This window comes from Phenylobacterium sp. Root700 (genome assembly GCF_001429025.1).
Lineage (GTDB): Bacteria > Pseudomonadota > Alphaproteobacteria > Caulobacterales > Caulobacteraceae > Phenylobacterium.
Genome location: NZ_LMHT01000010.1, coordinates 20,434 through 46,180 on the forward strand (window position 1 = coordinate 20,434; position 25,747 = coordinate 46,180).

28 protein-coding genes and 1 other RNA gene are annotated in these 25,747 nt (G+C 68.2%); 19 read left to right on the top strand and 10 right to left on the bottom strand.

Going from position 1 to position 25,747, the window contains the following annotated elements; genetic code table 11:
• Positions 1–36: 36 nt before the first annotated feature.
• The 5 genes from ASE02_RS04935 to ASE02_RS04950 all read left to right on the top strand — a co-directional run bounded on the left by ASE02_RS04935 (position 37) and on the right by ASE02_RS04950 (position 2,455).
• Positions 37–342 carry a DUF4164 family protein gene (locus ASE02_RS04935; RefSeq protein WP_056731749.1) on the top strand — a complete coding sequence of 102 codons (306 nt, stop codon included), beginning with the start codon at positions 37–39 and terminating at the stop codon, positions 340–342.
• A 5-nt stretch (positions 343–347) separates the two neighbouring features.
• Positions 348–674 (top strand): cell division protein ZapA, encoded by a 327-nt coding sequence (locus tag ASE02_RS04940; protein ID WP_056731751.1) that lies wholly within the window; start codon positions 348–350, stop codon positions 672–674.
• 174 nt (positions 675–848) lie between these two features.
• Positions 849–1,009: non-coding RNA, 6S RNA (ssrS, locus tag ASE02_RS21935), on the top strand.
• A 23-nt stretch (positions 1,010–1,032) separates the two neighbouring features.
• Positions 1,033–1,608 (top strand): 5-formyltetrahydrofolate cyclo-ligase, encoded by a 576-nt coding sequence (locus ASE02_RS04945; protein WP_235536614.1) that lies wholly within the window; start codon positions 1,033–1,035, stop codon positions 1,606–1,608.
• Between the two features lie 7 nt (positions 1,609–1,615).
• Positions 1,616–2,455 carry a TIGR00282 family metallophosphoesterase gene (locus ASE02_RS04950; RefSeq protein WP_056731753.1) on the top strand — a complete coding sequence of 280 codons (840 nt, stop codon included), beginning with the start codon at positions 1,616–1,618 and terminating at the stop codon, positions 2,453–2,455.
• Positions 2,456–2,544: 89 nt separating this feature from the next.
• Here ASE02_RS04950 and ASE02_RS04955 read toward each other — a convergent pair whose 3' ends face one another.
• Together ASE02_RS04955 and ASE02_RS04960 are read right to left on the bottom strand one after the other, a co-directional pair.
• On the bottom strand, positions 2,545–3,117 hold the full coding sequence (locus ASE02_RS04955; RefSeq protein WP_056731755.1) for a hypothetical protein: 573 nt from the start codon (positions 3,115–3,117) through the stop codon (positions 2,545–2,547).
• A gap of 99 nt (positions 3,118–3,216) precedes the next feature.
• Positions 3,217–3,426, bottom strand: a complete 210-nt coding sequence (locus ASE02_RS04960; protein WP_056731757.1) for a 4-oxalocrotonate tautomerase family protein — start codon at positions 3,424–3,426, stop codon at positions 3,217–3,219.
• A gap of 73 nt (positions 3,427–3,499) precedes the next feature.
• Between ASE02_RS04960 and ASE02_RS04965 the strand changes: the two genes are divergently transcribed.
• The gene (locus ASE02_RS04965) at positions 3,500–3,859 is read left to right on the top strand and encodes a phage holin family protein (protein WP_056731994.1); all 360 of its coding nucleotides are present in this window, start codon (positions 3,500–3,502) and stop codon (positions 3,857–3,859) included.
• A 146-nt stretch (positions 3,860–4,005) separates the two neighbouring features.
• Here ASE02_RS04965 and groL read toward each other — a convergent pair whose 3' ends face one another.
• Together groL and groES are read right to left on the bottom strand one after the other, a co-directional pair.
• A complete protein-coding gene (gene groL / locus ASE02_RS04970; protein ID WP_056731758.1) occupies positions 4,006–5,649 on the bottom strand; it encodes a chaperonin GroEL in 1,644 nt (547 codons plus the stop codon).
• A gap of 51 nt (positions 5,650–5,700) precedes the next feature.
• The gene (gene groES, locus ASE02_RS04975) at positions 5,701–5,988 is read right to left on the bottom strand and encodes a co-chaperone GroES (protein ID WP_056731760.1); all 288 of its coding nucleotides are present in this window, start codon (positions 5,986–5,988) and stop codon (positions 5,701–5,703) included.
• A gap of 214 nt (positions 5,989–6,202) precedes the next feature.
• Here groES and ASE02_RS04980 point away from each other — a divergent pair, with 214 nt between their 5' ends.
• The 5 genes from ASE02_RS04980 to ASE02_RS05000 all read left to right on the top strand — a co-directional run bounded on the left by ASE02_RS04980 (position 6,203) and on the right by ASE02_RS05000 (position 10,391).
• Positions 6,203–6,622, top strand: coding sequence for a hypothetical protein (locus tag ASE02_RS04980; RefSeq protein ID WP_056731761.1), 420 nt, complete (start codon positions 6,203–6,205; stop codon positions 6,620–6,622).
• Between the two features lie 80 nt (positions 6,623–6,702).
• Complete coding sequence (locus ASE02_RS04985; protein WP_056731763.1) at positions 6,703–7,083, top strand: VOC family protein; 381 nt, start codon at positions 6,703–6,705, stop codon at positions 7,081–7,083.
• Positions 7,084–7,444: 361 nt separating this feature from the next.
• Positions 7,445–8,758, top strand: coding sequence for an acyl-CoA dehydrogenase family protein (locus tag ASE02_RS04990; RefSeq protein WP_369818524.1), 1,314 nt, complete (start codon positions 7,445–7,447; stop codon positions 8,756–8,758).
• Between the two features lie 290 nt (positions 8,759–9,048).
• Positions 9,049–9,807, top strand: a complete 759-nt coding sequence (locus ASE02_RS04995; RefSeq protein ID WP_056731767.1) for a sulfite exporter TauE/SafE family protein — start codon at positions 9,049–9,051, stop codon at positions 9,805–9,807.
• The gene (locus tag ASE02_RS05000) at positions 9,804–10,391 is read left to right on the top strand and encodes a GNAT family N-acetyltransferase (protein WP_056731769.1); all 588 of its coding nucleotides are present in this window, start codon (positions 9,804–9,806) and stop codon (positions 10,389–10,391) included. Before ASE02_RS04995 ends, ASE02_RS05000 begins: the two co-directional genes overlap by 4 nt.
• Positions 10,392–10,525: 134 nt before the next feature.
• Here ASE02_RS05000 and ASE02_RS05005 read toward each other — a convergent pair whose 3' ends face one another.
• Positions 10,526–11,401 carry an SDR family oxidoreductase gene (locus ASE02_RS05005; RefSeq protein ID WP_056731771.1) on the bottom strand — a complete coding sequence of 292 codons (876 nt, stop codon included), beginning with the start codon at positions 11,399–11,401 and terminating at the stop codon, positions 10,526–10,528.
• A gap of 125 nt (positions 11,402–11,526) precedes the next feature.
• On the opposite strand from ASE02_RS05005, the gene ASE02_RS05010 reads away from it, so the two are divergent.
• Positions 11,527–13,245, top strand: coding sequence for an alkyl sulfatase dimerization domain-containing protein (locus tag ASE02_RS05010; RefSeq protein WP_056731773.1), 1,719 nt, complete (start codon positions 11,527–11,529; stop codon positions 13,243–13,245).
• A gap of 166 nt (positions 13,246–13,411) precedes the next feature.
• On the opposite strand, the gene tadA is transcribed toward ASE02_RS05010, so the two are convergent.
• A complete protein-coding gene (gene tadA, locus ASE02_RS05015; RefSeq protein WP_056731775.1) occupies positions 13,412–13,870 on the bottom strand; it encodes a tRNA adenosine(34) deaminase TadA in 459 nt (152 codons plus the stop codon).
• Positions 13,871–13,882: 12 nt separating this feature from the next.
• Here tadA and ASE02_RS23300 point away from each other — a divergent pair, with 12 nt between their 5' ends.
• A complete protein-coding gene (locus ASE02_RS23300) occupies positions 13,883–15,817 on the top strand; it encodes a pseudouridine synthase (RefSeq protein WP_082601887.1) in 1,935 nt (644 codons plus the stop codon).
• Positions 15,817–16,392, top strand: a complete 576-nt coding sequence (gene rsmD, locus ASE02_RS05025) for a 16S rRNA (guanine(966)-N(2))-methyltransferase RsmD (protein ID WP_056731777.1) — start codon at positions 15,817–15,819, stop codon at positions 16,390–16,392. The genes ASE02_RS23300 and rsmD overlap by 1 nt, the downstream gene beginning before the upstream one ends.
• On the opposite strand, the gene ASE02_RS05030 is transcribed toward rsmD, so the two are convergent.
• The gene (locus ASE02_RS05030; protein WP_056731779.1) at positions 16,375–16,650 is read right to left on the bottom strand and encodes a YjhX family toxin; all 276 of its coding nucleotides are present in this window, start codon (positions 16,648–16,650) and stop codon (positions 16,375–16,377) included. The two genes, rsmD and ASE02_RS05030, sit on opposite strands and share 18 nt — an antisense overlap.
• A gap of 291 nt (positions 16,651–16,941) precedes the next feature.
• On the opposite strand from ASE02_RS05030, the gene ASE02_RS05035 reads away from it, so the two are divergent.
• From ASE02_RS05035 to ASE02_RS05050, 4 genes are all read left to right on the top strand, one after another.
• Positions 16,942–17,979 (top strand): MerR family transcriptional regulator, encoded by a 1,038-nt coding sequence (locus ASE02_RS05035; RefSeq protein ID WP_056731781.1) that lies wholly within the window; start codon positions 16,942–16,944, stop codon positions 17,977–17,979.
• Between the two features lie 187 nt (positions 17,980–18,166).
• Positions 18,167–19,780 carry an ATP-binding protein gene (locus ASE02_RS05040; RefSeq protein ID WP_056731783.1) on the top strand — a complete coding sequence of 538 codons (1,614 nt, stop codon included), beginning with the start codon at positions 18,167–18,169 and terminating at the stop codon, positions 19,778–19,780.
• A 62-nt stretch (positions 19,781–19,842) separates the two neighbouring features.
• Positions 19,843–20,901: a DUF2157 domain-containing protein gene (locus ASE02_RS05045; protein ID WP_056731785.1), complete on the top strand. Its 1,059-nt coding sequence runs from the start codon at positions 19,843–19,845 to the stop codon at positions 20,899–20,901.
• Entirely contained in the window at positions 20,898–21,488 is a 591-nt protein-coding gene (locus ASE02_RS05050; protein ID WP_056731787.1) for a GDYXXLXY domain-containing protein, read from the top strand. Before ASE02_RS05045 ends, ASE02_RS05050 begins: the two co-directional genes overlap by 4 nt.
• A gap of 106 nt (positions 21,489–21,594) precedes the next feature.
• On the opposite strand, the gene mutL is transcribed toward ASE02_RS05050, so the two are convergent.
• Complete coding sequence (gene mutL, locus ASE02_RS05055; RefSeq protein WP_056731789.1) at positions 21,595–23,466, bottom strand: DNA mismatch repair endonuclease MutL; 1,872 nt, start codon at positions 23,464–23,466, stop codon at positions 21,595–21,597.
• A 65-nt stretch (positions 23,467–23,531) separates the two neighbouring features.
• On the opposite strand from mutL, the gene ASE02_RS05060 reads away from it, so the two are divergent.
• Positions 23,532–24,518 carry a TraB/GumN family protein gene (locus ASE02_RS05060; RefSeq protein WP_056731792.1) on the top strand — a complete coding sequence of 329 codons (987 nt, stop codon included), beginning with the start codon at positions 23,532–23,534 and terminating at the stop codon, positions 24,516–24,518.
• Positions 24,519–24,616: 98 nt separating this feature from the next.
• Here the strand turns inward: ASE02_RS05060 and ASE02_RS05065 are convergent, their stop codons facing one another.
• Positions 24,617–25,183 carry a DUF3035 domain-containing protein gene (locus ASE02_RS05065; protein WP_056731794.1) on the bottom strand — a complete coding sequence of 189 codons (567 nt, stop codon included), beginning with the start codon at positions 25,181–25,183 and terminating at the stop codon, positions 24,617–24,619.
• Positions 25,184–25,259: 76 nt separating this feature from the next.
• The gene (lspA, locus tag ASE02_RS05070) at positions 25,260–25,745 is read right to left on the bottom strand and encodes a signal peptidase II (protein ID WP_056731796.1); all 486 of its coding nucleotides are present in this window, start codon (positions 25,743–25,745) and stop codon (positions 25,260–25,262) included.
• Positions 25,746–25,747: the final 2 nt, after the last annotated feature.

Sequence of the window (25,747 nt, forward strand, 5' to 3'; positions counted from 1 at the left end):
TATAGATTAACGGACACACTTTCGGAGCGTCGAATCATGCGGGAGCCGGTGGGCGACAGCCCCCTCGACCAGGCCGTGAAGCGGTTGGAACGGGCGATCTCCCAGTTGGAGCAACGCCTGTCTGGCCACGCGGGCAAGGCGGGCGCCGAGGGCGGCGGCCTGTTCGATCAGGATCGCGCCAAACTCGAGGCGGACCTGGACCAGGCGCGCGTTCGCGAGAAAGAGTTGGAGGAAGCCGGCGCCGAGGCTTCTGCGGCGCTGGGTCGCGCCATCGCTGAAATCAAGGCGGCGCTCGCCGGGCAACCGGGCGACGACGTCCCGTCGCAGACCGAGGAGGCTTAAGCGCCATGGCTCAGGTCAATGTCACCGTGAACGGCCGCCCCTACGCGGTCGGCTGCGAAGACGGCCAGGAAGCTCACCTGATCGAACTGGCGCGGTTGTTCGACCGCCAGGTGCGCCAGGTGTCCCAGGACATGGGGCAACTTGGCGAGACGCGGCTGTTCCTGATGGGCTCGCTGCTGCTGGCCGACGAACTGACCGACCTGCGGGCCCGGCTCTCGGTCGTGCAGTCCGAACTCGCCCGCCTGCAATCGGATCACGCCCGCGTCGAGACCCGCGCGGTCGGCGCGCTCGAAAACGCCGCCAAGCGCATCGAAAAGCTGGCGGCGGGCTGAGGCCTAGATCCTCCCCCGCTGGGGAGGTGGCGCGCGGAGGGGGCGGCGGCAGGTCAAAGTCCCCCTCACCCGGCCAAGCGGCCGGGAGCTCCCCCAGCGGGGGAGCATCCTTGATAGGAAAAGGTAGGCTCCGCTTGTTACTGGGGGCGCGCGGCCCTACCTTGCGTAACGGCGGGTCTGCTGCGGCTCTCGTCGAAGGCAAACTATCCCAGCGACCTTAATCGTCTCTAAGGGAGCTGTCCCTGTCTGGACCCGTGGGTTCAGGCAAACGGCGCCCACCTGGTTATCCAGGTCCGAGGGGATAAAACCGTCCTTCACGGCTCTCGCGGCGCCGCCACCGTTCGCCTATAGCGAACAGGTGAGCACTCCCATCGCCAAGTCCAAGCTGCGCAAGGCCATGCGCGCCCGCCGCCGCGAACTGGCGGCCGCCTGCCCAGACGCCGCCCAGCGCGCGGCCGATCATCTGCCCCTCGATCAACTGCCGGCTTTCGGCTGTTTCAGCGGCTACCAGCCTCAGGGCGCGGAGCTGGATCCTGGCCCGCTGTTGCGGCGGCTGGCCTCGACCGGCGCGGTGCTGGCCCTTCCCAGCGCCGATCGCGCCGACGGGCCGCTGAACTTCCGGGTCTGGAACGGCCGCGACGCTCTCGTGCCGGACAGCTTCGGCGTGCCGGCCCCGCCGCCCACGGCCCCGCTCGTGCGTCCCGACCTGATCGTCTGCCCGCTGGTCGCCTTCGACGGCTCGGGCCTGCGCCTGGGGCAGGGCGGGGGCCACTATGACCGCACCATCGAGGCGCTGCGGGCCAGCGGTTCGGTGTTCGTGCTGGGCCTGGCCTACGCCGGCCAGCAGGTCGAGGCGATCGCCGCCGAGGCCCATGACCAAAGGCTGGACGCCATTTTGACGGAAAGCGGGTATATGGCCGTCTCAAAGGACTGAAATTCACATGCGCTTTGCTTTCTTTGGGGATGTCGTGGGCCGCGCCGGCCGCGAGGGCCTGGCCGATCACCTGCCTGGCCTGCGTCGGCGGCTGGGGCTCGAATTCGTCATCGTCAACGCCGAGAACGCCGCCGCCGGCTTTGGGATCACCGAGAACACCGCGCGTGAGCTGTTCGACGCCGGCGCCGATTGCCTGACGCTCGGCAACCACTCCTGGGATCAGAAGGAGGCGATGACCTACATCGTCCGCGAACCGCGCCTGATCCGGCCGCTGAACTATCCGATCCTGGCCGACGCGCCGGGCCGCGGCTCGAACCTGTTCGAGACCCAGGACGGCAAGCGTATCGTGGTCATCAACCTGCTGGGCCGGGTGCACATGGACGCGCTCGACGATCCGTTCGCCGCTGTCGACCGCGAGCTGGACAAGGCGCCGCTCGGCATGGTCGCCGACGCCGTGGTGGTCGACATGCACGCCGAGGCCACGTCCGAGAAGATGGCCATGGGCCACTTCTGCGACGGCCGCGCCAGCTTGGTCGTCGGCACCCACACCCACGTGCCGACCGCCGATTGCCAGATCCTGAACGGCGGCACCGCCTATCAGACCGACGCCGGCGCCTGCGCCGACTATGACAGCGTCATCGGCAACCAGAAGGAAGAGCCGCTGCGGCGCTTCACCACCCGGATTTCGGGCGGTCGTTACAAGCCCGCCGAGGGCCCGGCCACGATCTGCGGCGTCTATGTCGAGACCGACGACAAGACCGGCCTGGCGACCCGCGTGGAGGCGATCCGCATGGGCGGCCGGCTCAGCGAGAGCATCCCGGAACCGGCGGCGGTCCTGGTGGCCTAAGCTGAAGATGCTCCCCCGCTGGGGGAGCTCCCGGCCGCTTGGCCGGGTGAGGGGGACTTTCAGCCCTTCAGCAANGGATCTATGGGCCGCTAAAGCCTTGGCCGCAGGGCCTCGATGGTCAGCTTGCCGTCCTTGTCGGTGTCGAGGATCTCGAACCGGCGCCGGGCGGCCTTGGCCCATTCTTCCGAACTGACCCGCTGATTGAGATCGGCGTCGGCCCCGCGCACCGGCTGGGCTTCATTCAGCAGCGAGAAGCGCGCCGCGCCGACCTTGGGCTCCTTGCGATCTGACCTGTGAATGAGCGCCTTCTTGGCCGGCGCCCCGCCCATCGGGCCGCCGAGGCCGAAGTCCGGGCGGGTGATCTCCGGCGCAACCCTAGTTTCGTAGCGGCTGTTCTCCGGCCCATCGATCGAGCCGTTCCCATCGACGTCCAGCAGTTTGAAGAACCGCATGGCGTCGTCGCGCAGCTCGACCAGGGTCAGCGCCCCGTCATGGTTGGCGTCAGCAGCCGCGAACCACTCGGCCAGGCCGTCCTGGCTGCGGAAGGGTTCGCCGGCCGGGCTGATGAACAAGCGTGCGCCGCCAGGCGGCCCGGCTGGCTGGGCCAGGGCCGGAGACGCCGCGGCGGCCAGGGCCGCGGCGATAGCGATCAAACGATACATCAATTGAGATCCTGTGCGCCCGTCCGACGCTCACGGCCAAGCTGACGCCCACGTGCGGCCAAAGCGGGGCGTGTGTGTGACCGGCCTGAAACCTGTTCGTCAGTCGCCGGCGGCGGCGCGCCGCGTGCGTTCGGCGACGCTGATCCCGCTGGAACCCCAGTTCTCGGGGGGCACCTCGTCGATGACCACGAAGGTCGCGGCGGGGTTCTTGTTCAGCACCTTGACCAGCAGCTCGGTGGTCCCGGCGATCAACTCGGCCTTCTGTTCGTCGGTGGCACCGGCGGTGATGCGGATGTTGACGTAGGGCATGGGGGCTCCTGGCGAGGTTGCGGTCGACACTTAAGCGCGCGTAGCTTCGCTGCAAGCTTCATGGAGTCCTTTGATGACCCGTTTCCTCGCCCGCGCCGTCTTCGCCGCCCTCGGCCTGGCCCTGGCGGCCTATCTGCTGAAGGGCGTTAGCTACAACGGCATTGTCGACCTGCTGATCGCCGGCGTCGTGCTGGGGGTGGTGAACGCCATCCTGCGGCCGATCCTGTTCATCCTGACCCTGCCGCTGACCATCCTGACGCTGGGCCTGTTCCTGCTGGTGCTGAACGCTCTGATGATCATGCTGGTCGCCTGGATGCTGCCGGGCTTCCATGTCGACGGACTTTGGAGCGGCGTGCTGGCGGCGATCATCACCGGCCTGGTCAGCTGGATCGGCGCCATCGTCATCGGCGACGCCAAGAAGCAGCCGCTTTAGCCTCGATTGTATGAGCTCCCTTTTTCCTCCCCTGCGCAGCGGGGGAGGAAAGGGAGGCAGACCAAACACCACCCATAGAAAAAGGGCGGAGCCTCGCGGCCCCGCCCTCGATCTTGTTCAAGCGTCTGAGCGCTTGAGCGTAGGACTTAGAAGTCCATGTCGCCCATGCCGCCCATGCCGCCCGGCATTCCGCCGCCGGCGCTGGCCTTCTTCGGAGATTCGACGATGGCCGCTTCGGTGGTGATCAGCAGGCCGGCGACCGAAGCCGCGTCCTGCAGAGCCGTGCGGACAACCTTCGCCGGGTCGATGACGCCGGCTTGGACCATGTCCACATATTCTTCGGTCTGAGCGTTGAAGCCGAAGGTGGCGGACGTGTTTTCCATCACCTTGCCGACGACGATCGAACCTTCGACGCCCGCGTTTTCCGCGATCTGACGGATCGGGGCTTGCAGGGCGCGACGGACGATGGCCACGCCAGCTTCCTGGTCAGCGTTGTCGCCCTTGAAGCCGTCCAGAGCCTTGGACGCCTTCAGCAGAGCCACGCCGCCGCCGGGGACGATGCCTTCTTCGACGGCCGCACGGGTCGCGTTGAGGGCGTCGTCGACGCGGTCCTTCTTTTCCTTAACTTCGACTTCGGTCGCACCGCCGACGCGGATGACCGCAACGCCGCCGGCCAGCTTGGCCAGACGTTCTTGCAGCTTTTCCTTGTCGTAGTCCGAGGTCGTGTCTTCGATCTGACGCTTGATCTGGCTGATACGGGCTTCGATCGCGTCCTTGGCGCCGACGCCATCAACGATGGTGGTGTCGTCCTTGGTGATCGTGACCTTCTTGGCGCGGCCGAGCATGTCGATCGTGACGTTCTCGAGCTTGATGCCCAGGTCTTCGCTGATCAGTTCGCCGCCCGTGAGGATGGCGAGGTCTTCCAGCATGGCCTTACGGCGATCGCCGAAGCCCGGAGCCTTGACGGCCGCGACCTTCAGGCCGCCGCGCAGCTTGTTGACCACCAGGGTGGCCAGGGCTTCGCCCTCGACGTCTTCGGCGATGATCAGCAGGGGACGGCCCGACTGAACGACGGCTTCCAGCACCGGCAGCAGCGGCTGCAGCGAGGAGACCTTCTTTTCGAAGAGCAGGATAAGGGGCTCTTCGAGCTCAACTTCCATTTTGTCGGCGTTGGTGATGAAGTACGGCGACAGGTAGCCGCGATCGAACTGCATGCCCTCGACGACGTCGAGTTCGGTCTCAAGGCTCTTGGCCTCTTCAACCGTGATGACGCCTTCGTTGCCGACCTTGGCCATCGCCTTGGCGATCATTTCGCCGACTTCGAGGTCGCCGTTGGCCGAGATGGTGCCGACCTGAGCGATTTCGGAGTTGGTGGTGACCTTCTTCGAGGAATTCTTGATTTCCTCGATGACCTTGATCACGGCCTTGTCGACGCCGCGCTTCAGATCCATCGGGTTCATGCCGGCGGCGACCGACTTCAGGCCTTCGACGACGATGGCTTGGGCCAGGACCGTGGCGGTCGTGGTGCCGTCGCCGGCCTTGTCGTTGGTCTTGGAGGCGACTTCGCGGATCAGCTGCGCGCCGAGATTCTCGAAGCGGTCAGCCAGTTCGATTTCCTTGGCGACCGAGACGCCGTCCTTGGTCGAGCGCGGAGCGCCGAAGGACTTCTCGATGACCACGTTGCGGCCCTTGGGGCCGAGGGTCACTTTAACCGCGTTGGCGAGAGTATTGACGCCGCGCAGCATCTTGTCGCGCGCGTCGGAACCGAAATAGACGTCTTTAGCGGCCATTTTCCTGCTCTTTCAGAATGTAGTGGATGGGGAGGGAAGGCGTCGGGGTGGCTATTCGACCACGCCCAGGACGTCGCTTTCCTTCATGATCAGCAGGTCCTTGCCGTCGATCTTGATCTCAGTGCCGGACCACTTGCCGAACAGGATCTTGTCGCCGGGCTTGACGTCGAGCGGCTGGATCTTGCCGTTGTCGTCACGGGCGCCAGGGCCGACGGCGATGATTTCGCCTTCCTGCGGCTTTTCCTTGGCGGTGTCGGGGATGATGATCCCGCCCTTGGTCTTTTCTTCTTCCTCGACACGCTTCACGAGGACGCGGTCTCCCAGAGGACGAAACGCCATATTAAAGTCTCCGTTCGGGACGTTTGAAATGCGGTGCGAAAACGCCCGGGGCCGACCTTTAGCAGCCGAGGCCCCTGAGTGCTAACGCAGCGCGGAGGTAGGGTTCGGGACGGGCGGAGTCAAGCTGAGCCCAGGCGTTTTGGATTCCGCTTTGTTCTGGGAGCCTTGCCCAGATAGGGTCCGGCGCGAGGGAACCTACCAGGAGATATATTTCATGCGCCGCGTAATCGCGATCGTCGCACTGTCGGCCTTGGCCGCTGCATCCGCCGCCCAGGCCGAAACCTGGAAGCCGTACGCCAAGACGGCGACCGGCCTCGAATGGTCCTACGACGCCGACTATTCCTACCGCGACGGCCAGAGCGGCCGGATTGTGGTGATGCAGGCGGTGGGCAAGCCCGGCGCCGAGCCGCGCATGGGACCTTCTGGTCCGGGCAAGGCCGACGGGGTCGGCTTCGTCACCGCGCTCGACTGCAAGGGCAAGACCCTGATCAGCCTTGGCGGCTATTCGCCGAAGAAGCCGCTGGAACTGTCGGCCAACTGGCGCACTGGCAATGTCGCGGCGGCCAAGAGCGCCGAGGACAAGGCCCTGCTGGACGTCGTCTGCTCCGCCGCCGACCAGGTGGCGACGAAATAGGCCGAGCGAGCGCTGCGGGCTGCTGACACGATCTGGACTGATCGGCCCTAGCCTGCGGCGCTCAAATCGGAGGAGAGCTCATGCTCGATCATGTCGGACTGTCCGTCAGCGACTTCGCCAAGGCCCGCGCCTTCTATGACGCGGCCCTGAAGCCGCTCGGTATCGCGGTGTTGATGGAGGTCACGCCCGAAATGTCGGGCGGGCAATCCCATCTCGGCTACGGCTCGGACGGCAAGCCCTATTTCTGGATCGGCACGGGCGGTTCGCCGGGGCATGTGCACCTGGCCTTGGCGGCGCCCGACCGGGCGACCGTGGACGCCTTCTACGCCGCGGCCATCGCGGCCGGCGGAACCGATAACGGCCCGCCGGGTATTCGGGCCCACTATCATCCCAACTATTACGGCGCCTTCGTGCTGGATCCCGACGGCCACAATGTCGAGGCCGTCTGCCACCAGGGCTGAGGACGATGCAGCGATCGGGGCACTAGCGATACCGACCGGTCGCTACCATCTGCGCGTCCATGATGCTTCTGTTGAAACTCGGCCCGGCCATTGCAGTGCTGGCCTTGGCCCTGGCGCTCATCGCCATGGGCCAGCCGGCGCCGCTGTACGCCTGAAAATCCGTGAGCCGCCTGAGCTTGGCCGCCTGCGGCGCGTCTCCGCGCCCGGCGATGATCGCCGCCTGACGCTGTAAAATTAAAACGCTTGTTTGATTTAAACCAAATATGGGTCAAAGGTTGCGGTCTACCTTTTAAGCGAAGCGCAGACCCTGACCATCGGGTCAGTCCTATCGCCGGCAAACGCAGGGAGAGACCAGATGACGATGAACGCGGGCAACCCAAAGTCCAGCTTTGCACTGAACCCCCAGGACGAACTCAACGACCTGCGGATGAGCGAGAAGGCGATGCCGCTGCTCGAGCATGTGCGTCGGTTCATCAAGGAAACCGTTCAGCCGATGAGCGAGGAATTCCATCGCCTCGGTGAGAACAAGACCGACATCTGGAGCTACGCCCCCGGCCAGCTCGAAGTGCTGGAAGTGGCCAAGGACAAGGCCAAGGCCGAAGGCCTGTGGAACTTCTTCCTGCCCGACGCCCACACCGGCGAAGGCCTGTCCAACCTCGACTACGCCTATATCGCCGTCGAGCTGGGCAAGAATCCGATGTCGTCGGAAGTGATGAACTGCGCCGCGCCTGACACCGGCAACATGGAAGTGCTGGAACGCGTCGGCACCCCGGCCCAGAAGAAGGAGTGGCTGGAGCCGCTGCTGGCCGGCAAGATCCGCTCGGCCTTCGCCATGACCGAGGTGAACGCCGCCTCGTCGGACGCCAAGAACATCAACACCCGCGCCACCCTGGTCGGCGACGAATACATCATCAACGGCGAGAAGCATTACATCTCGGGCGCCGGCGACCCGCGCTGCAAGATCATGATCACCATGGTCCAGACCAGCCCGGAGGGTCCGCCCCACCTGCGCCAGTCGCAGATCCTGGTCCCCACCGACGCGCCCGGCGTGAAGATCGTCGGCCCGATGAACGTGTTCGGTGATCCCGACGCCCCGCACGGCCACATGCACATCATCTTCGACAACGTCCGCGTGCCGGCGTCGAACATGCTGCTGGGCGAGGGCCGCGGCTTCGAGATCAGCCAGCTGCGCCTCGGCCCCGGCCGTATCCACCACTGCATGCGCGCCATCGGCCAGGCTGAAAAGGCCCTGGACCTGCTGGTCTCGCGCGGCCTGACCCGTGAGGCGTTCGGCAAGCCGATCATCCAGCTGGGCGGCAATATCGAGATCGTCAGCCGCGCCCGCATCGAGATCGAAGCCATGCGCCTGATGGTCCTGAAGGCCGCCAAGGCCATGGACGTGCTGCCGCGCGACGAAGCCCGGATCTGGATCCACATGGTCAAGGCCATGGTGCCCGAGCGCGTCTGCGTGATCATCGACCAGGCGATTCAGATGCACGGCGCCCTCGGCGTCAGCCAGAAGACCCCGCTGGCCCGCATGTACACCTCGACCCGCACCCTGCGGCTCGCGGACGGCCCGGACGAAGTCCACCACATGGTGGTCGGCCGCCACGAGGTGCGCCAGTACCGCGAAATGCCGGTCGATCCGTCCTCGGCGGCCGTCTTCCGGAACTAATCTTTCGATCCGACCCAGTCGGTTCTCTAGGAAAGGCCCTGGCGTTCGCCGGGGCCTTTTTCTTTGGCCGCGCTCGACGGCCACGCTTGCGGGGGTGTAGACCAAACATCGTTCCCAGGACGTCGGGTTTGATCGCCAGCGGCGCGGTCCCTGTTCCTGGAGCGACGGCGCCTTCCTCCGGAAGGTGAGCGGGCGGACCCGCACATTTCGCGCGCGACGCGCAGCAGATCCGTGACCGTGGGTGGCCTGTGTCCACCATCGGGGCGGGTCGCAACCCGGAGGACGACCCTTTGAGCATTCCAGCGGCTCTGTTCGTTATCGTACTGGCCTTCGTCACGGCCACCCTGTCCGGGGTCTTCGGCATGGCCGGCGGCCTGATCCTGATGGGCGGCCTGGCCTTCGTGCTGCCGGTGTCGGCGGCCTTCGTCACCCACGGAATCCTGCAACTGGTCGCCAACGGCTGGCGCGCGGTGCTGCACGCCAAGCACGTGCGCTGGGACATTGTCGGCTGGTACGCCCTGGCCTCGGCCATCGCCGGCGGAACCGTCGCCCTGATCTCCCTGGTTCCGTCCAAGCCGGTGCTCTACCTGCTGATGGGCCTGGTGCCCGGCCTGCTGTGGCTGCCCCAGCGGATGATCAATCTCGACGCCGCCCGCCCGCCCCAGGCCTTCGCCTCGGGCCTCATGGTCACTGGCCTCAACCTGACGGCGGGGGTCGCCGGCCCGCTGCTCGACCTGTTCTTCGTCCGCACCAGCCTGACCCGCCACGCCATCGTGGCCACCAAGGCCGCCACCCAGGTCTTCGCGCACTTGGCCAAGATCCTGGTCTACGGGACCCCGCTGCTGATCAACTCGGACCAGGGCATGCCGCCCTGGTGGATGTTCGCCCTGGCCATCCCGCTGTCGATGGCCGGCACCGTCGTCGGCGGCCGCATCCTGGACCGCATGAACGATGTGGACTTCAAGAGGTGGACAAAGTGGATCGTGACGGGGGTCGGCGCTGTCTATCTGATCCAGGCCGCTCAACTGTTCCTGAGAGGCGCTGGATGAAGATTGAACCGAAGGTCCTGGAGAGCCGCTTCGTGCGGTTGGAGCCGCTGGCGGAGACGCACAGGCAGGACCTGCGTGAGGCCTGCAACGCCGACCCCGACCTCTGGGCCACGCTCTATCCCTATTCCATGGCCGGGGAGCATTTCGACCAGCGCTGGGACGTCCAGATCCCCAAGGACAAGGCCACCGGAACCTGGATCCACTACGCGGTGGTGGCCGGCGGCCGCTGCGTCGGCATGACCTGCTTCATCGGCGCGGACGCCGTCAACGCGACGGTGGAGGTGGGCGGCACCTACTATCACCCGCAGTTTCGCGGTGACGTCGTGAACCCGGCGGCCAAGCGGTTGATGCTCAGTGACGCCTTCGACAGCGGCGCTCGCCGGGTCGCGCTCAACGTCGACGCCATCAACGCCCGGTCCCGCGCCGCGGTGCTGAAGCTGGGCGCGGTGCAGGAGGGGATCCGGCGGCAGGATCGGATCACCTGGACCGGCCGCATCCGCGACACGGTGATGTTCTCGATCCTGGCCGACGAATGGCCGACCGTCCGCGACCAGCTGGACACGCGGCTTGCGATGTTCACTTAAGCCGCGCCACCAGTCGTTATCCTCCGGTCGTCTGAAAGACGACCCAGGGGACCCAAGCGGCCTGGCAAGTTCTGCAACCCAGCTTGGGTCCCCCAGATCTCGCTTCGCGAGCCCGGAGGATGACGAAGTAGAAGTTACGCGCTGGCGGCCGTGCGCTCCGCCGCCGCCGGGAAGAACACCTCGGCGGCGTGCTCGGCCACCTCCTGGGCGGTGTAGGGCCGGCCGGGGTGGAAGCCGTCGGTCTGCACCATCTTGATCTCGCGCACGCCGCGCGAGGAGACGCCCAGCACCTTGCCGGTGTGATCGGCCGCCAGGTCCGAGGCCATGTAGAGCACGCCCGGCGCGATGTTCTCGGGCAGGGCCATGGCGTCCGGCTCGCGGTCACGGAAGCCGGGCAGGTCGGAGGTCATGCGGGTGAAGGCGCCCGGCGCCAGGCCCATGACCCGGATGCCGTACTTGCGGCCCTCGATCGAGAGCACGCGCATGAACCCGTAGATTCCCGCCTTGGCCGCCCCGTAATTGGACTGGCCGAAGTTGCCGTAGAGGCCGGAGGTGGAGGAGGTCATGATGATCGTGCCGGGCTTGCCGTTGTCCTTCATCCACTTCCAGACCGGCATGGTGCAGCAATAGGTGCCCTTCAGGTGCACCTTCACCACCAGGTCCCAGTCCTGTTCGGAGGTGTTGGCGAAGCTCTTGTCGCGCAGGATGCCGGCGTTGCAGACCAGGATGTCGACTTGGCCGAAATTGTCCAAGGCGGTCTTCAGGATGTTCTCGCCGCCCTGCATGGTCGACACGTCGTCGCCATTGGCCACGGCCCGGCCGCCGGCGGCCACGATGTCGTTGACGACCTTCTGCGCCGCCGATGTGTCGGCGCCCGAACCGTCGCGCGGTCCGCCCAGGTCGTTGACCACGACCGCCGCGCCTTCTTTCGCGAAGAGCTTGGCGTAGGCCTCGCCCAATCCGCCGCCCGCGCCCGTAATGATGGCGACCTTACCGTCCAATAGACCCATGTTCGTTCCTCCTAATGATCTAATTTTCGGGCATCATCGGCGGCAGGATTTCAGCTGACAAGCATTGACGCTCGCGAGGCGGCCGCGTCATTTGGCGCGGACCGTGCCAAATAAGGAGCTCGCCGATGATCCGTACCCTGGCCCTGATGGGCGCGCTCGCCGCCGCCACCGCCGCCACGGCGCGCGAACCGGCCCCCAGAATCGCGCCGTCGCTGGCCGTCCAGACCGCCGAGTTCGCGCCGCCCAAGGTCTATGAGCCGGCCCCCGGCGTCTTCTCGGCCGTCGGCTACGGGATCGCCAACTCGATCATGGTGGTCGGCAAGACCGGGGTGGTGATCATCGACACCACTGACAGCCTGGACGAGGCCAAGAAGGTCTGGGCGCAGTTCGCGCCCCACGCGGGCGGCAAGCCGATTGTCGGCGTGATCTACACCCACAACCACAACGACCACATCTCGGGCGCGGCCGGGTTCCCGCTGGCCAGGGGCGCCAAGATCATCGCCCATGAGAGCCTGATGCGCGAGGCCGCCAAGTGGAACGGCGTCGCCGCCCCGGCCATCGCCGCCCGCGCGGCCCGCATGTACGGCGTCTTCCTGCCCAAGGGCACGCCGGACGGCTTCGTCAATGTCGGGATCGGCCCCTATCTGTCGGCCTTCTCCGGCGGCGGCTCGGGCGGCTTCATCGCGCCCAACACGGTCTTCAAGGATCGGCTGGAGATCACGCTCGGCGGCGAGACGTTCGTGCTGGAGCATGCGCCCGGCGAGACCGAGGACCAGATCCTGGTCTGGATGCCAGGCCGCAAGATCCTGTTCCCTGGCGACAACATCTATAAGGCCTTCCCCAACCTCTACACGATCCGCGGCACCAGCTATCGCGACCCGGTGCAGTGGGCGGACTCGCTCGACCGGATGCGGGCGCTGAAGCCGGAGGTGATGGTGCCCTCGCACACCCGGCCGCTGGCCGGCGCCGAGGCCATTCAGTCGACCCTGACCAACTATCGCGACGCCATCCGCTTCACCCACGACCAGACGGTCCGCTGGATGAACCAGGGCCTGACTCCCGACGAGATCGTCGAAAAGGTGAAGCTGCCGGCCCATCTGGCCGCCGATCCGTACCTGGCCGAGCACTACGGCACGGTCGAGTGGTCGGTGCGCTCGGTGTTCGACGGCTATATGGGCTGGTTCGGCGGCGATCCGGCCGAGTTGTCCTTCGACGCCCCAGGGGCCAGAGCCAAGGAAATCGTCGCCCTGGCGGGCGGCGCCCCTCAGGCCCTGGCGGCGGCGGAAAAGGCCTATGCCGACGGGCGCTGGAAATGGGCGGGTGAGCTTTCCGGTTATGTCGGCCGCGCCGACGCGGGGCTGAAGGGCGCGGCGGACGCGGTCCAGGCCAAGGCGTTCCGGCAGCTTGGCTACGAGAGCGTCTCGCCCAATGGCCGCAACTACTATCTCGCCCGCGCCGCCGAGCTGGAGAAAAAGGCGCCCGGCTGGACGCAGATCGTCGGCGCGCGCCAGGGCGCCCAGGCCGCAGGCCTCCCGGCCTCGGCCCTGGTCGCCACCTTCCCGGTGCGGCTGAACGCTGAAAAGGCCGCGAGCGCGCAGAGCGCCATGGGCCTGCGGCTGGCCGGCGAGGGTGATTGGACCATCGCGGTGCGGCGCGGCGTGGCCGAGACCTCCAAGGGGCTAAGCGCGCAGCCGCCGCTGGTGGTCGCCGCCGCCAAGGCCGACTGGGTCGCCGCCCTGGCCTCGCCCCAGGCCATGTCTACGGCGCTGCAGACCGGTAAGGTGAAGATCGAGCGCGGCGATCCCGCCGCCCTGGCGGCGTTCTTGGAGCTGTTCAGGGGGTAGACGCTCTGAATGTCATCCCGGTTTGCGCAGCAAGACCGGGACCCATTCGCGCCGGAAGACCAGGAATTGGCGCTGGCCGAGGTGCACCACCCGATGCGGAGGCAATGGGTCCCGGCCTTCCGCTACGCTCCAGCCGGGATGACACTTTGGGTGGGCTCGCTCGCCCTCACTCCACCGGCCCGCCCTTTTTCTTCCGCCGCGCCCGGAAGAAATCTTTCAGCATGACCGAGCTCTCCTCGGCCAAGATCCCGCCGGTGACCTCCGGCCGCCAATGGCAGGTCGGCTGCTCGAAGAATTTCGGGCCGTGGACGACGGCGCCGCCCTTCGGATCCTCGGCGCCGAACACCACCCGCCCGATCCGGGCGTGGCTTATCGCCCCAGCACACATGGCGCAGGGCTCCAGGGTGACGACCAGGGTCAGGTCGGTCAGCCGGTAGTTTCCAAGCTTCCGGGCCGCCTCCCGCAAGGCGACAATCTCTGCGTGGGCGGTCGGATCGTGACTACCGATCGGTCCATTGGCGCCCACGGCGATGATTTCCTGCGTCGTCGGATCGACAATTACGGCTCCAACTGGAGTCTCTCCATTTGCGGCGGCGGCTTGCGCGGCTCGAAGCGCGATGCGCATGGTGCGTTGATCATGATCCACGACCCCCAACGAAACGATGAGACGGCCTCCGGTCAAGGTGAGCGCGTCGCAAAAGCCTTGGCGAGAGCCGGTGTTGCGTCCCGCCGCGATGTCGAAAAGCTGATTGAAGCTGGCCGCGTCGCCCTGAACGGCGCCGTTCTCACCACCCCGGCCGTCAAGGTCGAACCTGGCGATATCCTGACCGTGGACGGCGAGGTGGTCGAACAGGCCGAACCGACGCGCCTGTTCCGCTATCACAAACCCGTCGACCTGCTGACCACGCACAAGGACCCGAAAGGGCGCGCGACGGTGTTCGACGCCTTGCCGCCTGGATTGCCCCGGCTGATCTCGGTCGGCCGCCTCGACATCAACTCCGAGGGCCTGCTGCTGCTCACCAACGACGGTGAGCTGGCCCGCGCCCTGGAACAGCCGACGACCGGCCTGGTCCGCCGCTACCGCGTTCGCGCGCGGGGCCGCATCACCCAGCCCGAACTCGACAAGCTGAAGGACGGCGTCACCGTCGAGGGCGTCCAGTACGGCCCGATCGACGCCAAGATCGACAAGGCCAAGGATGGCCCGCAGGGCGCCAACATCTGGCTCACCGTGGTCCTGGCCGAAGGCAAGAATCGCGAAGTCCGCCGGGTGCTGAAGTCGCTGGGCCTGCTGGTCGGGCGGCTGATCCGCCTGTCCTACGGTCCGTTCTCGCTCGGTACGCTCGAGATGGGCCACATCGAGGAGGTGGGCCCCCGCGTGATCCGCGAGCAGCTCGCCGACTATATCGACGCCGAGTTCATGCCCACCGGCGACCGGCCGCTGTTCACCGGCAAGGCCGGCCCCTCCGGCCGCCGCGGCGTCAGCGCCCCGTCCGATGGCGTGCCCAAGCCGAAAGCTGTCTACAAGACCGGCTGGGCGACCCCGAAGATCGAGGTCAAGGTCCACAGCGGCAAGCCGCGCCGCGCCCCGCGTCCCGGTCAGGACGACTCCCAGGTGCCGGTCGCGCCGCGCATGCGCTCCTCGCGCCTGGCGGAAGACAAGCCCGGCGGCATCCGGACCTTCACTCCCGGCCAGGCTCCGGCCGTGACGCGCGATCGCCCGCCACGCGCCGCCGGAAAGCCGGTCTATGGCCGCGCCAAGAGCTTCGACGGCAAACGCGACGACGGCCGCTCGGGCAATGCGCGAGGCCCGAAACTCTCGTCCGGCCCGCCGCGTTCCGGTGGCCCGCGTTCGAGTTCGCCGCGCTCGGCGAGCGGCGAACAGTCGGGCTATGTCCGTTCGGGCCCGCCGCGCGACGGCCCCGCCCGTTCGGGGCCTCCGAGGTCTGGTCCTCCGCGCTCAGGCCCGCCCCGCTCGGCTGCGGCCGGCGAGTCGTCGAGCTACGTCCGTTCCGGTCCGCCGCGGTCGGGAGCCTCCGATGGGGCTCCGCGCTCGGGACCGCCGCGTTCCGGTCCGCCCCGTGACGGCGCCGCACGCTCGGGTCCGCCGCGCGATGGCCCCGCCCGTTCGGGGCCTTCGAAATCGGGTCCTCCGCGTTCTGGCCCGCCGCGTTCAGCGAGCGGTGAACAATCGGGCTATGTCCGTTCCGGCCCGCCACGTTCGGGATCTTCAGACGGCGCTCCGCGTTCCGGGCCGCCGCGTTCGGGTCCGCCCCGCGACGGCGCGACACGTTCCGGTCCTCCGAGATCTGGTCCTCCGCGCTCGGCGTCGTCCGATGGCGCGCCACGCTCGGGACTGCCGCGTTCAGGTCCGCCCCGCGACGGCGCTGCGCGATCGGGTCCCCCGAGGTCTGGTCCCCCGCGTTCGGGGCCGCCCAAGGATGGCGCGTCCAGGTCTGGGCCTCCGCGCTCGGGCCCGCCGCGTTCGGGTCCTCCGAAATCGGGCGCTCCGCGTTCCGGTCCGCCTAGGTCCGGTCCGCCCAAATCTGGCCCGCGCGGACCCAAGCGCGACTGATGCGGATCGTCTCCGGGGAATTTCGCGGTAAGGCGATCACCACGCCGGCCGGCGACAAGACACGTCCGACGTCGGACCGCGCGCGCCAGGCGGTGTTCAACATCCTTGAACACGCCGCCTGGTCGCCCGGGGTTCGCGACCTGCGGGTCATCGATCTGTTCGCCGGCTCCGGCGCGCTGGGCTTCGAGGCCCTGTCGCGCGGCGCGGCTTTCTGCCTGTTCGTGGAGACCGACGAGCTGGCGCGCGGCGCGATCCGTCAGAACGTCGACTCCCTGGGGCTGTTCGGCCGCACGCGGGTTCATCGCCGCGACGCCACCGATCTGGGCGTGCGGCCCGGCGGCGACGGCCCAGCCTTCAACCTGGCCTTCCTCGACCCGCCGTACGGCAAGGGGCTGGGCGAAATCTCGCTGGTCCGTCTGGCCGAAGGCGGCTGGCTGGCCGACGGGGCGGTGGTGATGTTCGAGCGTGGTGCGGATGAGCCGGACTTCGCCGTCGACGGCTTCGAAAAGCTGGACGCGCGCGACTACGGCGCCGCACGCGTCCACTTCCTCAGGTTCTCACCAGATCCGCATTGAGGTCCGGTTGTCGAGCTGACTGCGGAGATTGAGCAGACCCTGTCTGGTGATCAGGTAGGGCTTGCCCTCCCGGCTGGCGATCAGCCGCTTCTTCTTCAAGCTCTTGAAGACCAATAGATCGCAATCGCTCAGCGCCCACCCGTCGCGGGTGATGCACTCGGCTGCGATCAGGTCGCCGCGCTCATTGCGCTCAATGACGATTTTGCCCCCTTGAGCCAGGGCGTGCAGCGTCCGTTGCTGCGGTTTCGAGATGTTCAATGGAATGTCCGACGTTCAGGCGTGACGAGACGCACCCGCGCCAATCCCGTGGGAGGGCGGGTACGAACGAACGGACCTGACAGCCGATCTTAGGCGAGGACGCCGGTTCGGCGGTTAGGCCCGGGCCTCGAACGCAATCTCAGACATGAACCCTCTCTAGGCGGACGCGCGATCATGGCGAAACGCCGCGCCGTCGTCCAGTTTCCAGCCGCCATATCGCGAACGCCTGGTTGACCTGGCCCCTGGGACCGCCCCGATAAGCAGAGCGGTCAGCCAACAACGAGGTGATTCGTGAGCTCTTCCGCCCAGTTCCTGAACCCGTCGCAAGCCGCGCGGCGGCTTGGTGTTTCCGCCAAGGCCCTGCGCCTCTACGAGCAACGCGGCCTGGTCGCCCCGGTCCGCACGGCGGCCGGATGGCGCGTCTATGGACCTGATGAGATGGCTCGCGCGGCCGAGATCGCCGCCCTGCGCGCGCTTGGCCTCAGCCTGGCCCAGGTGGCGCGGGTCCTGGCCGGCGACCCTCAAGGCCTGGAGCCAGCCCTGGCCACGCATCAGGCGGCGCTCGAGGCTCGGCTGCGCCAAGTCGCCGACAATGTTGAAAGGGTCCGCGGCCTACGGGCCGACCTGGCGCGGGGCCAGGCGCCCGCCGCCAGCGAACTGGCGCGCGCGCTGGCGCCGACCGATGCGCTCAGCGTCGCCTTCGACCTGCCTTGGCCCTGGGGCGGGGAGCGGTTCGAGCTGCGGGGCGTCCGGCCGCTCAACTACATCACCGGCCCGCTGGGATGCGGCAAGACCCGGTTGGCCATGCGCCTGGCCGAGACCCTGCCGGGCGCGGTCTTCCTGGGGCTGGATCGATCGGCCGACGGCGGCGCGGCGGCCCGGAGCCGGCTGGAGGCCGACACGGCCCTGAAGGCGCGGGTCGATCAGGCCTTGGCCTGGCTGGTCGAGGACGGCGCCACGGCGTCGGACGCCCTGCTGGTGTTGCTGGCCGAACTGGAAGCCGAAGGGCCGGCCGCCTTCGTCATCGATATGGTGGAGCAGGATCTGGACGAGCCGACCCAGGAGGCGCTGATCGCCCGCCTGCGCCGTCGAGGACCCGAGGCGCGGCCGCTATTCCTGATGACCCGATCCTGCGCGATCCTTGACCTGACCGCGGTCGGCGCCGGCGAGGAGATCATCTTCTGCCCCGCTAATCACAGCCCTCCGATCCGGGTCGCGCCGTTTCCGGGCGCGCCGGGCTACGAGGCGGTGGCCACGTGCCTGGCCTCGCTGGAGGTGCGGGCGCGGACCGAGGGCATGATCGCCTGGCGACCGTCCGCCGCGCACTAGCGAGACAGTTCCTACTTCTGAAATATCTTCGCATATACTTAGATATTGTTTGACGATCGAAACTGTGACGCTTTTGTTTCAGTTTTATTACAGTGTAATCGTGGGTGGATAGAATAATTGTAAGTTCTATTCACCTGCCATTAGTCGAGTTTGTCTAAATCCCCGCTTGAACGCGGAAGGCTCCTCGATGACCGCCATTCTTCTTGACCTGATCCAGCCGGTTGCGCCGATCTCGCCGCAGACCCTGGGGCAGGACGTCTATGACCGCTTTCAGACCGAGCCCGAGACCCTGGCCATCGCGGTGGTCGACGCCGAGGGGCGGCCGGTCGGGCTGGTGGAGCGGAACGCCTTCTTTGTCGCCATGGCGGCGCACTATGGCCGGGCGCTTTACGCTTTGCGCCCGATCTCGCTGCTGATGAACCCCAGCCCTTTGACCGCCGAGGGCGACACCGCCGTGGCGGAGTTCTGCGGCGAGGTGCTGGCCGAGCGGTCCAACGAGGTGATGAAGGGCTTCGTGGTGGTCAGCGGCGGGCGCTACGCCGGGGTCGGCTCGACCCTCTCGCTGCTGAAGGCGACCAGCGCCGCCAACCGCGCCCATGCCGAGGAGATGACCCGGCTGGCCGAGACCTTGAACCAGGCCAAGCTGGAGGCGCAGAGCGCGTTGAGCGCCAAGTCCCAGTTCCTGGCGGTGATGAGTCATGAAATCCGCACGCCGCTGAACGGGGTGCTGGCCATCGCCGACATCCTGGAACGGAAGCTGGGCGACCCGGCGCTGAGGCCCTATGTCGCCACCATCCAGGATTCCGGCCAGACCCTGCTGCGGCTGCTGACCGACGCGCTCGACCTGACGCGGGCCGACGCCGGGCAACTGGAGCTGGCCGAAGACGGGTTCTGCGCGCCAGCCCTGCTCGACGACCTCTCGGCCCTGTGGTCGGCGCGGGCTGAACTCAAGGGCCTGAGCCTCAACTTCTCCTATGACGGCGCGCCGGACCAATGGGCGCTGGGCGACGCGGTGCGGATCAAGCAGGTGTTCAACAACCTGATCGGCAACGCGCTGAAGTTCACCCGGCAGGGCGGCGTCGAGGTGGCGCTGAGGGTTCGCCGCGAGGACATCCACGTCCATCTGGAGGGCGCGGTGCGCGACACCGGGGTCGGCATTCCCGATCACAGGCTGGCCACCATCTTCGAACCCTTCAGCCAGACCGAGGCCGGGGTGCGCGAGGGCGGGGCGGGCCTGGGCCTATCGATCTGCCGCCAGCTGGTCGCCCAGATGGGCGGGACCATCGAGGCGCGCGGCAATGTCAGCGCCGGGACCACCTTCCGCTTCGAGTTCCCGCTGTTCGACGTGCCGGCGCCGACCGGCGAGGAGGCGGCGGACGAGCCCGACCTGACCGTGGCCGCGCCAGGCGGCCTGCATGTGCTGATCGCCGACGACAACGCCACCAACCGGCTGGTGGCCGAGACCCTGTGCGCGATGTTCGGCTGCACCACCGAAACCGTCGAGGACGGCGAGCAGGCGGTGAGCGCCGCGGCCAGCGGCCGTTTCGACCTGGTGCTGATGGATATCAAGATGCCGAACCTGGACGGGGTGGGCGCCACCCGCCGCATCCGGGCCATGGCCGGCGCCGCCGCCGACGTGCCGATCCTGGCCCTGACCGCCAACGCCGATCCCTGGGACGCGGCGAGCTATCTCGCCCAGGGCATGGACGGCGTGGTCGAAAAGCCGATCAAGGCCGAGCGCCTGCTGCACGCCATCAACGTCCTGTTCGAGGACGAGGGCCGCCGCGCGGTCGCCGCTTGAGGTTGCGCGGGCTGGCGGCTTAGGCGAGGGTCCAGGCTGCGGAAGCGGCCTGGAGGGCGCAGATGGCGGGCTACAAGGCTCGGCTGGAACGGGATCTGGACCGTTGGATCGAAGACGGCCTGGTTCCGGTCCAGAACCGGGAGGCGATGCTCGCCAGCGTGGCCGACGGCCGGCGGGTGGACGCCTCGGTGGCCCTGGCCGTCATCGGCGCGCTGTTGCTGGGTGTCGCGGCCGTCGCCTTCGTCGCGGCCAATTGGGACGTGATCCCCCGCCTGGCGCGGTTTGGCCTGATCCTCAGCGTATTCCTGGCGGTGGTCGGGGCGGCGTCCTGGTTCAGCAAGGACGGGACGCGGCCGATCCTCACCAACACCCTGCTCAGCGTCGCGGCCCTGATCTATGCCGGGGCCATCGGCCTGACCGGCCAGATCTTCGACATCGCCGGCGATCCGCAGCGGGCCTTGCGCAGCGCCGGGCTGGCGGCGGGGCTGCTGGCCCTGGCCGGGCGTTCCAGCGGCGCCGGCGTCGCGGCCCTGGCCCTGATCTGCCTGGGCGAGTTCGCCGGGGGCTTCGACAAGGAAGAGAGCCGCTGGCTGATCTTCGCCGCCCCGGTCGGGATGGCGCTGGCCTGGCTCTGGAACTCCAAGCCGCTGGCCCATGCGTCCAGTGTGGCGCTGATCATCGGACTGATCGCGGTGCTGGCGCTCTACGAACAGACCTGGGGCGCAAGCGGGCTGGTGGCGGGGGGCGTGGTGCTCGGCCTGCTGGCCGGCGCGGCGCGGCAGCTTTCCGACCGGCGCACGGCGGTGATCTTCTTCTTGTGGTTCGTCTGGGGCGCCTTGGCCCTGTTCGCGGTCGGCGGCTTCGATGATCTGAAGGGCGCCTATCTGATCGCCCATCGCGCCGCCTGGCTGGTGGTCGCTGGCGGAGTGATCGCGCTGGGCATGCATGACCGCCAGGGGATGGTCACGGCGGCCGGCGTCGTGGCGATCATCGCCGGGGTCTGCACGATCCTGTTCGACCTGGGCCTTGGCCTGATGACCGCGGCGGGGTTGTTCGCCGCCTGCGCCCTGATCGCCCTGGCGGCCGGGTTCCTGACCCGCGGCCGGAGGGTGAAGGCATGATCAGGCGACTGCCTCTGCGTATTCTCGGCGCCGGCCTGCTGCTGGTCGCCGTGCTGGTCGGGCTGGTGATCTTCGAGAGCCGCGCCCGAACGGCTGGCCGCGAAGTGGTGCTGGCCATGGAGGCCGTCGATCCGCGCAGTCTGCTGACCGGCCACTATGTCTCTCTACGCCTGACCCAGGGGCTGCCGACCGGCCAGCGCTGCCCGCCCCGCACGCAGCCGATCAGCGAAGGCGGCTGGCTGGCCCTGCGCGCGACCGGCGGCCAGCATCGCTTCGTGGGCGCCGCTCCGACGCGGGAGGCCGCTAAGGCGTTCGGCGGCGACGTGCTGGTCAAGGGCGGGGTCTATTGCTCGCGCATGGCGATCGGCGACGCCGGCGCGAACGCCGAGGCGGTGACCCTCGATATCGGCGTCGACCGCTTCCACGCCGCCCAAGCCGAGGCCGAGGCCATGGAGAAGGTCCTGCAACGCCGGGTCGGCGACGACGCGGCGCCGGCCTTCGCGGTGGTCTCGGTGGGCGACGACGGCCGCGCCCGGCTGAAGGGCGTGATCCTCGACGGCAAGCGCACCGATCTTAGCTGGTGGTGAGCCGCCAGATCCTCCCCCGCTGGGGGAGGTGGCGCGCGTAGCGCGACGGAGGGGGTTTGCTGAAGGGGTTGTAGNCCCCCAGAGGGGGAGCATCTGGCGGCTGAGCCTACCGCCGCCCGAACAGCCGCTCGATGTCGGCGAGCTTCAGCTCCACATAGGTCGGGCGGCCGTGGTTGCATTGGCCGGAGTGGGGCGTGGCCTCCATCTGGCGCAGCAGGGCGTTCATCTCCGGGGCGTTCAGCCGCCGGCCGGCGCGGACCGAGCCGTGGCAGGCCATGGTCGAGCAGACCTCTTCCAGCCGTTCCTTCAGCGCAAGGGCCTGACCGTTCTCGGCCAGGTCGTCGGCGATGTCGCGGATCAGGCCGGCGACGTCGGTCTCGCCCAGCAGGGCCGGGGTTTCGCGGACCAGGATCGCGCCGGGACCGAAGGCCTCGACCATCAGGCCCAGCGCCGCCAGTTCGTCGGCGCGGGCGGCGACCCGCTCGGCCTCGGCGGGATCGAGCTCGACCACCTCGGGCAGCAGCAGCACCTGACGCGAGACGCCGCCCTGCGCCATCTCCACCTTCATCCGCTCATAGACCAGCCGCTCGTGGGCGGCGTGCTGGTCGACGATGACCACGCCGTCGCGGGTCTGGGCGACGATATAGGTCTCGTGCACCTGGGCCCTCGCCGCGCCCAACGGGAAGTCGACCGGATCAAAGACCACGGCCGGGGCGGGGCCTTCTTGCAGGCCGGGCTGGTAATCGGAGGCGGCCGAGGCCCAGTCGCGGTCCGGCTCGGCGCGGGCCGAAACCTGGGTCAGGCCCGGAATGGTCTGGGCGGCGGCCTGGGCGTTTTGCGTCCAACCGCCCATCTGCCAGGCCGAGAAGCCCTGGGCCGACGGCGCGTGGTGGGCCTGCGGCGACCAGCCAGGGCGCAGGTTGTTCAAGGTCTCGCTGGCGACCGTGGTGGCCGCCCGGTGCCCGGCGCCGGCCAGCACGTGACGCAGGCCGCCGACGATCAGGCCGCGCACCAGGGCCGGATCGCGGAACCGCACCTCGGCCTTGGCGGGGTGGACGTTGACGTCGACGTAGCTGGGATCGACTTCGAGATAGAGCGCCACCAGCGGGTGGCGGTCGCGGGCCAGGAAGTCGGCATAGGCGCCGCGCAGCGCGCCCTGCAGCAGCCGGTCGCGCACCGGCCGGCCGTTCACGAAGAGGTACTGGTGGGCCGAGTTGCCGCGATTATAGGTCGGCAGGCCGGCAAAGCCGGTCAGCCGCACGCCCTCGCGCTCATGGTCGATCTCCAGGGCGTTCTCCGAGAACTCCCGGCCCATGATCGCCGAGAGCCGCGCCAGGCGGCCGTCCGGTCCCTTGCTCTCGGCCGGCAGGCGCAGGGTGCGGCGGCCGTCGAGGTCGAGAGCGAAGGAGACCGCCTCATGCGCCATGGCCTGGCGCTTGATCTCGTCGGCGATGGCCAGGGCTTCGGAGCGCTCCGACTTCATGAACTTCAGCCGGGCGGGCGTGGCATAGAACAGGTCGCGCACCTCGACCCGCGCCCCGTGCGGACCAGGGAAGCCGGAGGGCGAGACCGCGCCGACCGCGCCGCCCTCGACCAGGATGGCGTGGGCGTCGGCGGCACCCTTGGCCCGTGAGGAGATCGACAGCCGCGCCACCGAGCCGATCGAGGGCAGGGCCTCGCCGCGGAAACCGAGGGTGGAGATGTGCAGCAGGTCGTAGTCGCCGGCATCGTCGGGGCTGAGCTTGGAGGTCGCGTGGCGCTCGATGGCCAGGGCCAGTTCGTCGGCCGAGAGGCCAAGGCCGTCGTCGGCGACCAGGATGCGGGTCAGCCCGCCGCCGTCGGCCTGCACCTCGATGGAACGCGAACCGGCGTCCAGAGCGTTCTCCACCAGTTCCTTCACGGCGCTGGCAGGGCGTTCCACCACCTCGCCGGCGGCGATGCGGTTCACGGTTTCGGGCGGGAGGCGGCGTATAGGCATGGTCACGCTTTGGTTAGCTGGTCAGTATATGGCGATTCCGGGGGGCAAGTCTGGAAGGTGACTTCGTGAAACGTGTCCTCGGCGTAGCGCTCGCCGCCGCTCTCCTCGCCTCGACGGCTTCCACCCCAGTCCTGGCCCAGGTTCAGCTGACGCCCGGCGCGCAGCTGCCGGCCGGCGCCGTCGACCCCAACGAGACCCTGGTCGAGGAACTGGTCGTCACCGCACGGCTGCCGGGGCCGGCCTGGTGGCGAGTCTCCGACGCCGACACCACCGTCTACGTGCTGGGCGCTCCGACCGTGGCGCCCAAGCGCCAGCAATGGGACCAGCTGCAGTTCAACCGCCGCCTGGAAGGCGCCAATGCGGTGATCTTGCCGTTCACGGGCCTGAAGGTGAAGCTGGCCGGCGCGCCGGGCGCGGCGATCAGCTATCTGCGCCTGAAGTCCGGTAAGCCGTTCGAGGATGGTCTGGACCCTGCGCAGCGCGAGCGGTTCGCCGCGGTGCGGGCGAAGCTGGGGCAGCCGGCCGACCGCTACAAGACCAAGCACCCGCTGGCCGCCGCCCTGATCCTCACCGACGACTATCGCGAGAAGGAGGGGCTGACGACCACCGACCCGACCAAGCTGATCAAGCTGCTGGCTCAGCGTAGCGGCGTGAAGGTCGTGCAGCGCTCCTACGACCTCGGCCCGCTGCTGGGCGCGGTCATCAAGACCTCGAAGAGCGCCGGTGCAGCCTGCCTGGACGAGGTGATGGGCGAGATCGAGGCTGGGCCGGGGCGGACGCTGGCGGCCTCGCGCGCCTGGGCGGCGGGAGACGTCGCCGGGGCCTTGGGGGCCGAGCGCAGCTATGAGCGGTGCATCGCCGTCACGCCCGGGGCCCAGGCCTTCGACGCCCGCGTGAAGGGCGACCTGACCAAGGATATCGAGGCGGCCCTGAAGACACCGGGGCACGCGATCGCCGTGGCGCCGCTGCGCACCCTGCTGGCGCAAGGCGGCGTGCTCGATCAGCTTCGCGCCAAGGGCTACGAGGTCAAGACGCCTGGGGATGAGGATTAGTCTGTCCAGATGCTCCCCCTCTGGGGGAGCTGTCAGCCGTATGGCTGACTGAGGGGGACTACGACGCATGCGGCGCTGNAGGATCGAGGTTGTAGAGCCTACAGGCCCGGCAGCTTGATGCGGGTCTGCTTCTCGCGGGAGATGACCACCGCGCCGCCGCCAGTGAGCGGCTTGACGCGGGCTTCCTCGGCGGCCGGATCGACCGGAGCCGGGACGTTGTCGGCGGCCGCGGCGGTGGAGGCCGGGCTGGCCGTTTGGCCGTCCTTCCAGAACATCACCTTGTCGGCGAAGCCCTTTTCCTTGTGCGCCAGGGCGCCGGTCTCGTCGTCCACCACGTAGCGGATCAGCGGATCGGCCTTGTCGGCGCCGGCCTTGGCGACCAGCAGCTTTTCACCGTCCGAGCGCGATTGAGCCTCGCGCTGGCCGAGCAGGGCGACGCGCGCGGCGCTTTCCGGCTGCAGTTCCTGCGGACGGGGTTCACCTGGCGCCGGCGGGCGCAGGGCGTAGTCCGGCGGCACCACCAACGGCGCCTTGGACACGACACGGAATTCGTCGGGCGTGACCTTGGTCATGCCAAGCGCGCTACGGGTCGACCCGCAGCCGGAGAGGCCCACGCCGGCGGCCGCCACCAGAGCGGTCGCGACAAGCACACGGTTCAGACTCATGAAACTTAGCTCCGAAAACCGCCCCCGGCGGTAAGGGAAGGTTGAATAGCGCATACGGCAAAACCCGCCAATGCGATTAAGAGGCCGATTCCTTACGCATGGAATCGAGCAACAAGAAGACCACCCCCACGGTGATGGCGCTGTCGGCGACATTGAACACCCAGGGGAAGAAGCCGAGGCGCTGGAAATCTAGGAAATCGGCCACCGCGCCGAAGCGGATCCGGTCGATGACGTTGCCCAGCGCGCCGCCGATCACGAACCCCAGACCAAGCGCCATCAGCGGTCGGTCGGCCTTGCGGGCCCAGACGGCCAGCATCACGGCGACGATCACCGAGAACCCGGCCAGCAACCAGCGGACCAGATCAGCCTCGGCCCGGAACAGGCCGAAGCTGACGCCGCGGTTCCAGACCATGGTCAGCGAAAAGGGGCCGGCGATCGGCACCGAGAGCCGCGAGGGCAGGTCGTAGACGAACAGCACCCAATGCTTGGACAACTGATCGGCGACGATGACGAAGGCGGCCAGAGCGTAGGCCGTCCAGCCAAGTTTCGAGACTGCCTTCATGC